10 protein-coding genes and 1 pseudogene are annotated in these 10,793 nt (G+C 62.7%); 2 read left to right on the top strand and 9 right to left on the bottom strand.

Annotated elements, in window-relative coordinates; genetic code table 11:
* Positions 1-128: pseudogene (locus AB7F49_RS34605) on the bottom strand (co-chaperone GroES); the annotation flags it as partial.
* 313 nt (positions 129-441) lie between these two features.
* Here AB7F49_RS34605 and AB7F49_RS34610 point away from each other — a divergent pair.
* Together AB7F49_RS34610 and AB7F49_RS34615 are read left to right on the top strand one after the other, a co-directional pair.
* Positions 442-711 carry an usg protein gene (locus tag AB7F49_RS34610; protein WP_428530886.1) on the top strand — a complete coding sequence of 90 codons (270 nt, stop codon included), beginning with the start codon at positions 442-444 and terminating at the stop codon, positions 709-711.
* Positions 712-980: 269 nt separating this feature from the next.
* The gene (locus tag AB7F49_RS34615) at positions 981-2,132 is read left to right on the top strand and encodes an MFS transporter (protein WP_428530889.1); all 1,152 of its coding nucleotides are present in this window, start codon (positions 981-983) and stop codon (positions 2,130-2,132) included.
* A gap of 1 nt (position 2,133) precedes the next feature.
* Here AB7F49_RS34615 and AB7F49_RS34620 read toward each other — a convergent pair whose 3' ends face one another.
* The 8 genes from AB7F49_RS34620 to AB7F49_RS34655 form a co-directional block, all read right to left on the bottom strand.
* Positions 2,134-3,390 carry a NupC/NupG family nucleoside CNT transporter gene (locus AB7F49_RS34620; protein WP_428530892.1) on the bottom strand — a complete coding sequence of 419 codons (1,257 nt, stop codon included), beginning with the start codon at positions 3,388-3,390 and terminating at the stop codon, positions 2,134-2,136.
* Between the two features lie 92 nt (positions 3,391-3,482).
* Positions 3,483-3,722, bottom strand: a complete 240-nt coding sequence (locus AB7F49_RS34625; protein ID WP_428530895.1) for a hypothetical protein — start codon at positions 3,720-3,722, stop codon at positions 3,483-3,485.
* A gap of 80 nt (positions 3,723-3,802) precedes the next feature.
* Positions 3,803-5,011, bottom strand: coding sequence for a GGDEF domain-containing protein (locus AB7F49_RS34630; protein ID WP_428530898.1), 1,209 nt, complete (start codon positions 5,009-5,011; stop codon positions 3,803-3,805).
* Between the two features lie 64 nt (positions 5,012-5,075).
* Positions 5,076-5,828, bottom strand: coding sequence for an SDR family oxidoreductase (locus AB7F49_RS34635; protein WP_428530901.1), 753 nt, complete (start codon positions 5,826-5,828; stop codon positions 5,076-5,078).
* Between the two features lie 103 nt (positions 5,829-5,931).
* On the bottom strand, positions 5,932-8,214 hold the full coding sequence (locus AB7F49_RS34640) for a putative bifunctional diguanylate cyclase/phosphodiesterase (RefSeq protein ID WP_428530904.1): 2,283 nt from the start codon (positions 8,212-8,214) through the stop codon (positions 5,932-5,934).
* Positions 8,215-8,361: 147 nt separating this feature from the next.
* On the bottom strand, positions 8,362-9,108 hold the full coding sequence (locus AB7F49_RS34645; protein ID WP_428530907.1) for a peptidase: 747 nt from the start codon (positions 9,106-9,108) through the stop codon (positions 8,362-8,364).
* A gap of 106 nt (positions 9,109-9,214) precedes the next feature.
* A complete protein-coding gene (locus tag AB7F49_RS34650; RefSeq protein ID WP_428530910.1) occupies positions 9,215-10,072 on the bottom strand; it encodes a transglutaminase family protein in 858 nt (285 codons plus the stop codon).
* Between the two features lie 55 nt (positions 10,073-10,127).
* The coding region (locus AB7F49_RS34655) for an alpha-E domain-containing protein (protein ID WP_428530913.1) at positions 10,128-10,793 on the bottom strand (666 nt) is incomplete at its 5' end.

The raw sequence follows: 10,793 nt of genomic DNA on the forward strand, positions 1-10,793 counted from the left end.
ACCGAGATGACTTCGCCGGTCTGGGGCTTTTCCTTGGCGGTGTCCGGGATGATGATGCCGCCGGCGGTCTTCTCATCGGACTCAATGCGCTTGACGACGACGCGGTCGTGAAGCGGGCGGAACTTCATGGGTATCCTCCATCAGTGTGCAGAACGAAAATTTTGAGACGGAAAACCGGGAGTGAGCCCGGTTGTCGGCGATCTAGGGCCGACCGGTCCGCGCGCAAGGGGTTTGACCCAAAAAATTGGCACTCGTCAAGGGGGACTGCTAGCAGCGCGAAATCTCGCCGGCTCGAGCTTTGGTCTGTCAGCAGCCTATGACCTATGCTGCTAACGCCTTGATTTTAGGAACAAAATTCATTTTTTGGGCTTGTCAGGTGCGAACCGGGATTGAAATCTAAGCGTCTCACAAAACGTGGGAATCGCTTCCGCGAGGACTGACATGCCATCAGAAGACTTTCGAAAGCAGGTGAACGGATACGGGCTTACGACCGCAGAAATCCTGTATCGCCGCCCGGATCACCCTTGGCTTCTGCAGACTTACGTTTGGCAGAATTTCGACCTTTGCCCGGACTTCCCGGAACTGAACCAATTTCTTCGCTTCTGGGAGAAATCGATTGAAGGTGTGTTGCATACCGTCACGGTCGCGCATTCCCGGCTGATCCGCCCATCCGAGATCAAGGCCGTGGACGGCGTGTTCCGGCTGCACTGAGGACGCTCGCAGCGAGGCTCTCGCGGCGTTCGGCCGGCCGGATCCGGCCGCCTCGCGCGACGAGCGGCCGGTCTCCCGCGATGTCATGATGCGCTCGCGCAGCAACCCGTGATTGCGCCACGGGGTTGGGCGCCGTTTGAGGCGGCGGGCGGACCGGCGCCATCCGCCCGCATGGTTGGATTGCAATGGCAGGCAGCGCACGACCATGGTCAAGGTGCGGTGGCTCCTCTAAGTCTGCTCGGCGATTTCCGCTCCGGTCATTCATCCGCATGAGTCATCTGTCCTCCCGCCTCGCGCTCCTGAGCGGGAATTTCATCACCGGCGTGTCGGTGCTGGCACCGGCCGGCATGCTGGCAGAGCTGTCGGCCGGCCTCGGCGTCACGGTTCGCGATATCGGCCTGCTGGTGACCTACGGCGCGGTGGTGCTGTGCTTTGCATCCCCGATCGTGTCGTGGCTCACGACCCGCGTCGGACGCCGCCTGCTGATGAGCGGGACACTCGGCGTAGTTGCTGCCGGATACATCCTGTCGGCTCTGGTGGACAGTTACGCATCGATTCTTGCGCTGCGCATGGTGATGGTAGCCGTTGTCGCGATCTATACGCCGCAGGCCGCGAGCACGATCGCGCTGATCGTTCCGGAGAAGGAGCGGGCAGGTGCTATCGCCTTCGTATTTCTTGGCTGGTCGCTTGCGATCGCCGTGGGGCTTCCCCTGATCGCAATTTGCACGGCTCAATTGGGCTGGCGTGCGACATTTGTTGTGATCGGCGCAATCTCCGCGGTCAGCGCGGTCCTCAACGCTCTGTCGCTGCCCGGCGGATTGCAGGGCTACCCGCTGTCGCTGCGAAGCTTCGCCGATATCGGACGTGATCGCACGCTGTCGCTCATCCTGCTGATCACGCTGTTTCAGATGTCTGGCCAGTTCTCCATCACGGTCTATATGGCGGCGCTGGCGCAGAAGCTGACCGGTACCGGACCAGCCGCGGCCGGCCTGTTGTTCTCGCTTCTCGGCGCTGCCGGACTGATCGGCAATCTGCTCGCAACCCGCATCGTTCGGGTGGGGGGCGTCCAGCGCACGCTGGGCTCCTTCATTCTGGTGATGACTGCTGGCGCCCTGATTTTCGCGCTCGGGGCCGGACATCTCCCGGCGATGGCAATCGGGGTCTTTGTTCTCGGACTTGGCATCACCGCCGGAAATTCGATGCAGCAGGCGCGTCTCGTGACGGCCGCGCCGTTGCTTGCGAGTGCAACAGTCGCGCTCAATACCTCGCTGCTTTATGTCGGTCAGGCGCTCGGCTCGGCCACTGCCGGTGTTCTTTACGCTAGCGAGCATTACCGCTCGATAGGGTTCCTGTCGGTGGGGTTTTTCCTCGCCGCGTTTCTGACATTCGTTCTCACGAATCGCGGACCGCGCCGCGGCTAGATCAGGCCCAGCTCAGCGCGCCGACGATCGCCCCGATGGTGCAGGTCGCAAGCGTTCCGGATACAATGGTCTTCGGTCCGAGCGCCACGATTTCGTCGCGTCGCTGAGGTGCCATGACGGTCAGCCCGGCGATCATGATGCCGAGCGAACCGAAATTGGCAAAGCCGCACAGCGCATAGACCATGATCAGCCGGGAGCGTTCGCTGAGCGAATCGGGGCCGAGCTTCGACAATTCGACATAGGCAATGAACTCGTTGAGGACGGTCTTGATGCCCATCAGTTCGCCGCCGCGCAATGCTTCGCTCCATGGCAGGCCCATCAGCCAGCAGACCGGTGCCATGATGAGGCCGAGCATGCGCTGCAGGGTGATTTCGGTGCCGCCGATTTCGGGCAGCACGGAGAGGATCGCGTTCGCCAGGTGCACGAGCGCAACCAGAACGACCAGCATCGCGATGATATTGAGCAGGAGCGACAGTCCCTGCCCAGTCCCGATGGTGATCGCATCCATGGTCGAATTCGCGACCGGCGGCGGATCGGAATATTCGCCTGCAGTCGCATCATCATTCGTTTCCGGCACCATCAATTCGCTGATCAGGATTGCCGCAGGGGCGCCAAGCACCGAGGCGATCAGGAGGTGCCCGGCGATATCCGGGATGAGCGGGCGCAGGATTGTCGCATAGACCACAAGTACGGTGCCGGCGATCCCGGCCATTCCTCCGGTCATGACGATGAACAGTTCAGCACGCGTGAGCCTGTCGAGATAAGGCCTGATGAACAGCGGCGCTTCAACCATGCCAACGAAGATGTTTGCGGCGGTCGACAGGCCGACGGCGCCGCCGACGCCCAGAGTCCGCTCCAACGCCCAGGAAAAACCGCGCACGATCGGCGGCAGGATGCGCCAATAAAACAGCAGCGTTGTCAGGACGCTCATGACCAGAACGAGCGGCAGCGCCTGAAAGGCAAGAATGAACTCGGCGCCGGGAAATTTCGGGTCGAAGGGCAGGGGACCGCCACCAAGATATCCGAATACGAAAGCGGTGCCTTGGCGGGTTGCGCCGGCGATCGCATCGACTGCGTGATTGGCTGCGGCAAAGGCCATGCTCAACGCGGGAATTTTGAGAAGCAACGCAGCCAGAACCACTGTCAGCGCCATCGCGGCCAGTACGCGACGCCAGCTCACCGCACGGTGATCTTCGCTGAATGCGAAAGCCAGCGCCGGAATTGCGACGGCGCCAAGACAAGACTGCAGGATACCCATATCCCCTCCGACGACGCCCGATTGTCACGGCCGGGTCGAAGCGGTTCAAGCGTCGCGAGGAATCCATATGAAATAATCGTGTACTATTGGACCTAACGCTTCGGATGGGTCAGCAGCAGGCCTTCGCGGGCTGCCCAGGCACGAAACTCAAGCGCGAGAAACTGGGCTTCGTCGGCGGTTTCCATTCGCTCAAGCCGCCGGAACAGCGCGGCCGCCGCCAGGCTGCAATGGGCTGTCGCATGTCTGCGGACAACCGTTGCGGCATCGGCAAGCGATTCAACAGCGTGGCCGTCACGCAAATGGACAGGGGGCCGGATGGCGGATGCGTTCATCGCGATCGCCTCGCGTTGCTGCGACAGCTTGGGAACTCCGGATTTGCCCTATCGGTTCCTGCAAGAATTGAGGAACGCGGTCAAGCGGCCGTGATCAGGTCGCGGTCGTTGCGGCGGGACTGGGCCATCTCTGTGTGTGGTTGCCCCGGTTCGATGCGGTTGCGGCCATTCTGCTTTGCTCGATATAACGCGGCGTCTGCGCTGGCGTATAGCGCATCGAAATCGTATCCGCTCAGCACCGCGCAAGCCGTACCAACGCTGACGGTTGCAGTGACGGGCAGGCCGCCGACCTCGCGTGCGGCTGTTGCAAAGTTGGTGCGTACGCGTTCCGCCACTTCGATTGCGGTTTCGGCGTTGACCCCCGGCAGCAAGGCGACAAATTCCTCTCCGCCGATACGCCCTAGCAGATCGAGCGGCCGAAGCGATTGCGCGGCGGATTGGGTGAAGACCGTCAGCACCGCGTCGCCGGTGCGATGCCCGAAACGGTCATTGACGGTCTTGAAGCGGTCGAGATCGAACAGCAGGAGCGCCACCGGGCTTTGTACCTGCCGCGAACGTCCCAGCAGGCGTTCGGCCCGCTCGGTGAAACCGCGCCGGTTCGGGATGCCGGTCAGGGGATCGACGGTTGCGGCATGGCGCTGGTTGGACTCGGCGCGTTCCTTGGTCAGGGCCATCAACAGAAACACCATGGCGAAGGCATAGAGCAGCGGGGTAAAAATCAGCAGCGAAGAAACATCGGCGTCGCGCACAGGCGCCCCAAGCGGGAACGGCACCGACAGGAGATAGGGTACGCGGATCGGAAACAGCAGGGCGTGGACGGCCACGATGGCCATGACCGGCCAGCGTGACACCAGCCCGTCGTGCCGTCCGAGCCAGAGTTCGCGGGTGAACGCAAAGCTGTAGCCGGCGACCAGGCATGACGCGAGCGTCAGGCGCGCGGTGGCCGACAGCAGGAACGGCTGGAACTGGCACGCGGTGAACCAAAGCAGCGATCCCGCAACCAGGAAAACGGGCAGGGGCCGGCGTCCTTCGAACACCCGCGCGCCGGTCCATAACAACCCATAGCCGAGCAGCATCAGCGCGTTGGCCGTCTGCATCGACCAGACATCGGAGATGTGACCGCGGAACGCGAACAGCCCACTGGCAGGCGCGAACATGAGAAACGCCACGCCCCACCAGGCCAAAGCCGTCGTGCCGCGCGCCTGCAGCCAGGCGAAAAGCAGCAGCAGACCGCCAAGACCCATGGTAAAGACGGTCACCGCGAATAGCGTGGCGATATCGAGCGTCACGACGCGTCAATAGACAGATTCCCGGATGGAAATCCATCCGGGTCGGGCAGCGTTCGCAGCGAAATCAGCCGCGGCCCTCGAACGGCATTTTCGTTGCCTTCAGTGTCATGAACAGCACGTTCGATTCCAGGGTGAGACTGGCCATGTAGGCGACCGCGCGGCCGACGTCCTCGACCGCCATGCGGGCCTCGGGCTTCATCGTGCCATCCGGCTGCATCACGCCCTGCGCCATCCGCTCGGTGAGTGGCGACACCGCGTTGCCGATATCGATCTGGCCGCAGGCGATGTCATAGGCACGGCCGTCGAGGGCGGTCGATTTCGTCAGGCCGGTGATGGCATGCTTGGTCGCCGTATAGGCGACGGTCAGCGGACGCGGGGTGTGTGCCGAAATCGAGCCGTTGTTGATGATCCGGCCGCCCCGCGGCGACTGCTCCTTCATGATCCTGAACGCTTCCTGCGTGCACAGGAACGGGCCGGTCAGATTGGTATTGACCACCGACTGCCATTTTTCGAGCGGCAAGTCCTCGAACGGCATGGCGGGCGCGCCAATTCCGGCATTGTTGAACAGCAGATCGAGACGGCCGAACGTCTCCTTCACCTTGGCAAACAATGCCTTGATCTGGGCCGGGTCGGAAACGTCGGTGGGCACGACCAGCGTCTTGCGCCCCATTGCGCCGCCCTCCTTCGCCACTTCATCGAGCAATTCCCTGCGGCGGCCGGCCAGCGCCATATCGAAGCCGTCCTTCATGAGAGCGATCGCGCAGGCGCGCCCGATCCCCGAACCCGCACCCGTCACCAACGCAACCTTGGCCGCCATCCGACACTCCCATTTTCTCATGGTCTGACTAAAAAGCTGGCCATCCTACGGATTGGGCAAGGCGCCGCAATGCCCGACGTGGCATGGCGCAGGCGCGCGGCGATCAGCCCGCAAGCGCGGCGGCGTCGCTTGCGATGCTGCGATGGGTTCCGTTCATCGCGAGCCGGGTCGAAATCAGGCTGGGGGAGCCGGGCCGGCCGAACCGGTAGCCCTGCATCGAATGTACGCCCGCGGCGCGCAGGAACAGTTGCTGCTCGGCGGTTTCGACGCCCTCGGCGGTCACTTTCATGCCCAGACCACGTCCCAGACCGACGATGGCATGGATGATGGCTGCTGCGTCCGGGGATCGCTCGATCGAGCGAATGAAGCTCTTGTCGATTTTCAGCTTGTCGAAAGGAAAGCGCCGCAGATAGGCCAGCGACGAATAGCCGGTGCCGAAGTCGTCGAGCGCGAGCCGCGGCCCGAGCGCCTTCAGGCGGTGCATGGCGACCTCGGCGGATTCGACATTGCCGAGCAGGGTGCTTTCCGTCAGCTCAAGTTCGAGGAAGGCCGGGTCAAAATCAGTCTCCGCCAGAATGCGTTCGACGGTGTCCACAAAGTCGGGGCGGCGGAATTGCAGGGGCGAGACGTTGACCGACACGGCCAGGCCGGGCCAGGCCTTGGCTTCGGTGCAGGCGCGCCGCAACACCCATTCGCCCAGCTCGATGATCAGCCCGGAATGCTCGGCAATCGGAATAAAGCGCGAGGGTTCGATATCGCCGCGGACCGGATGCGACCAGCGGGCGAGGGCCTCGACGCCCAGGATGGTGTCGCCGCTGCCATTGACGATTGGCTGGTAGGCAATGCGCAGTTGATCGGAGGCGATCGCCTCGCGCAGATCGCGTTCGAGCAGCTTACGCTCGGAAAGATCGGCATCCATCGCCGCGTCGTAGATGCAGGCACGGTTGCGCCCTTCGTTCTTGGCACGGTAGAGCGCCATATCCGCGTAGCGCATGACGTCGGCTGCGGCGTCCTCTGACCGGTGGTCAACGATCGCGATGCCGATGCTCGCTCCGATCAGGATGCTGTGGCCCGCGATGAGATAGGGCGCGCAGATCGCCGAAATGATGCGCTCTGCCGTCCGCTGCAGGGCAGCAACGTCGTCGGCGCCGGCGATGATCACCGCGAATTCGTCGCCGCCGAGACGGCTGACCAGGTCTTCCGGGCGCAGCAGCCCGGACAGTCGAGCGGTGACGTTGCGGATCAACTCGTCGCCGACCGGATGACCGAGGGTGTCGTTGACGTCCTTGAAGTGATCGAGGTCGATATAGAATACCGCCGCCGGAGGCGCGCCGTTGCGCACGTCCCGGATGACCTCTTCCAGGCGCTCTCCGAAATAGTTGCGGTTTGGAAGTCCGCAAAGCGGATCGTGCAACGCAAGATATCGCAGCCGTTGCTCGCCCTGCGCAATGGTTGCAGCGGTGCGCCGCATGTAGCCATGGATGAGTGCCGCAAGGAGGGCAAAACCTGCAAAGGCCACCGCGATGAACGGAATCACGCTGGTCACGATCTCCGATCCCGGACGTTTCGGCGACCAGGCCAGACTCATAAGCGTTTGGCCGTCGCTGTCCTTGAATTCGTGAGCGGTGTGGGAGCTCGATGCCGCGGCATTTCCGGTGAGGTGCAACTCGTTCAATTGCAGGCGCGCGCCGATTTCGGCCAGCATCTCCTCGTCGACGAATTTTACAGCCACGATGAGCGGCATTGCCGCGCGTTCGCGATCGCCTGCGATCTGTACGCTCGGCGCCACCAGCGCGGCTGCGATGGTAGCCGGCCGGCCCAGAAATCGCTGAATCAGTGCGGCGCGGCCACGCTTTCTGGTGGCTCCCTCCCGGTGATCCGAAATGCGCAGGGCACCCTTTGGCTCCTCACCGCTGCGTCCACGCACAAAATCGATGGTCGGCGTCAGCTCAGCTACGATCGAATTGAACCAGCCCGGCTCGACACTCTCGCGGCCCAGCAGGGCGTAGGTGAGTGTGTCGGATGCATCGGCCACGAAGACGAAATCGTGGTCGAAATAGTTTTTCAGCCACAGACCGATGCGATTGTGCACCCAGTCCCGGTCGAAGCGGTCGCGGATCCGGCGTGCGGCCTCCTCGTTGACGCTGACGCTCTCAAGCTCGCGCAGGAATTGCTCTCCGTGATTGGAGAGCGCTCGCGACAACAGGCGCCTTTCGTGTTCGAGCGCGACCTCATTTGCCCGTCGCGCAGAGGTCAGCACCGCGATCACAACGCAAAGGATCGCAACCGCGACTATGACGCTGATCGGAATGACGATGCTCAGCCGGGCACGGTCCCAGCTGGCTTGCGCGCCCTTGTCGGCGAAACGCGCATTCGTCTCGACCACCGCGATGTTCCCTAAGTGCCGGATTTGGATGCGGAAAAGCTATTGGACAAAGCTTGCCATTCGCTTGCGGCGCAACCAACCGGGAGGGGTAGCTCGCGTGACCCTGCTTTTTCGGTGAACGTGGTTAACGGATCGTGAAGAATCCGGCTAACCGGTGCCGGCGTAGGGTGGGCGCGGGATCGCCATATGGGCCGCGCGCAGCGCTGCCGACCAGCGCTCCCGCAGATCGTGAAAATAGGGCTCGCCCGGTTCGATGCGATAGGACAATTCCGCGTCGCATGCGTCGCGCCGTGCCACCAGGACATCGATCGGCATGCCGACGCCGAGATTGGAGCGCATGGTCGAGTCCATCGAGATCAGCCCGATCTTGAGCGCGTCATACAGATCGACTCCGTAAGTGATCGCGCGGTCGAGCACCGGCTTGCCGTATTTGTGCTCGCCGATCTGCAGATAGGGTGTGTCGGTGGTGCATTCGATAAAATTGCCAGCCGAATATATCATGAACAGGCGCATGCGTTCGCCCCTGATCTGGCCGCCAAACAGGAACGACACGTCGAATTTCACATCCGCCGCGATCAGCGCGCTCGACTCATCGTCGTGAATGGCACGCACCACGCGGCCGATTCGCTGCGCGGCCTGGAACATGGTCGGGGCATTCATGAGTGTTTCGCGTTCGCCGGTGTCCTTGTTCTCGACCCCCTCGATCATCGTCGAGACGACGGATTGGCTGAGCGACAGGTTGCCGGAGGAAGCAATCGCCATGATGCGCTCGCCGGGCTGTTTGAACACATGCAGCTTGCGGAAGGTCGAAACATTGTCGAGCCCGGCATTGGTCCGAGTATCCGCGATCATGACGAGGCCTTCGCGCACCAGAATTCCGCAGCAATAGGTCATTGGGAGTAAGCTTCCGTCTGTGCCGGCGCCCGAACGGGCCGCGGCATTATCCTCATTCCGCCGTTCAGCAAAAGGTCAAATGGCGCGAAGGTCACTGCCCCGCGGGCTAGCTTTGATTCTGGTTCTGGCTTCGGCCTTGATTGTGACTTCGGCCTGAGCCCTGTTCGACGCGGATGCGCACGTCAAGGCCTTCGCCGTCACCACCAATGCGCGAACCACGCACCGGTGCCGCGCCGAGATAGTCGAGCCCGACCGCGACCCGCAGATAGGCATCGGTCGGGCACATGCCATTGGCAGCGTCGAAACCGACCCAGCCGAGCCGCTCGACATAGGCTTCGGCCCAGGCGTGACCGGCATGCTGCTCATTGCGGCCATCGCCGCGGAGAAGATAGCCCGAGACGTAGCGTGCCGGGATGCCGAGGCTGCGAGCCGATGCGATGAAGATATGGCTGATATCCTGACAGACGCCGCGTTTCAGTGCAAAGGCTTCGGCCGCACTGGTATGGGCATGGGTCGGATCGGTATCGAACGCGATGGTTGCCGGCAGCGTGTCCAGCAACGCATGCAGCATCGGCAGCGGTTCGCGCCCGACCTTGTCGGTCACGTCGCGCGCGAAGGCGCAAATCTCCTCGTTGGATTGCGTCAAAGGCGTTTCGCGCAGGAACAGGGTGGGTGGAAAGGGCTCGATGGTGCCTTTCACCACACCGCTTGTGTCCTCGATTTCGGCCTCGCCCTCGACATGCACGACAAGCGTATCGAGCGGCCCTTCGGCGGTCAGCGTGTGGGTGACGTTACCGAAGGCATCGACATGGCAGGTGAGGGGGCAATCGGCGGAGACGTCGATGCGCCAGCCCATGACATACTGGCCCTCGGTGTTGCGCGGCGTCAGACGGAGAGTCTGGATCACCCCGGTCACCGGCCAGGAATAGCGGTAGGTCGTGTCGTGCCAAATCCGGATGCGCATGAGCGGGATGGATGCTGGCTTTTGCGCGCCGTAAAGGCAAGCGCCGCGGACGGGGTCAGGCGAGATATTGCTGGGTGATGGTGGACCCGATGCGATTGTTGTCGGCGATGAATTCCTGGATGAATTCGTGCAATCCGTTCTGGAAGATGGCTTCCATCTCGGCGTTTTGCAGACGCGAACGCACGCCGCGTGCCAGCCGTTGTGCCGGGCCCTGGCGGCCATAGGCGACCGCAATCGCGTCGAGATAGCGAACGAGGTTTTCGTAGCAGCTCGAGAGCGATCGCGGCATTTCGTCCTTGAGGATCAGGAGATCGGCGACCAGCCAGGGTTTGACATTCTCCCGATAGACCCAGTGGTAGGATGTCAGAGCCGAAACCGAGCGCAGGATGGCTGCCCATTGGAAATAGTCGAGCGGGCCCCCAACCTGCTCGTTCGCGGGCAGGAGCATGTGATACTTGACGTCGAGGATGCGGGCGGTGTTGTCGGCTCGCTCCTGGTACAGGCCAAGCCTGGAAAACCAGTAGGCGTCGTTGCGCAGCATGGTCCGGTAGGCGGAACCGTCGAAGCGGAGCGAGGATTCCTGCACCCAGCGCAGAAAGCGCGACAATTCCTCCCGCGAGGTGGGGCCGTTGCCGTAGCGACGGAGTTCGAGCCAGGTGCCGTTGATCGCATCCCACATTTCCACCGTGAGCGCCGTGCGGACCGCCCTCGCATTGGTGCG

Source organism: Pseudorhodoplanes sp. (assembly GCF_050250235.1).
Taxonomy (GTDB): Bacteria; Pseudomonadota; Alphaproteobacteria; order Rhizobiales; family Xanthobacteraceae; genus Pseudorhodoplanes.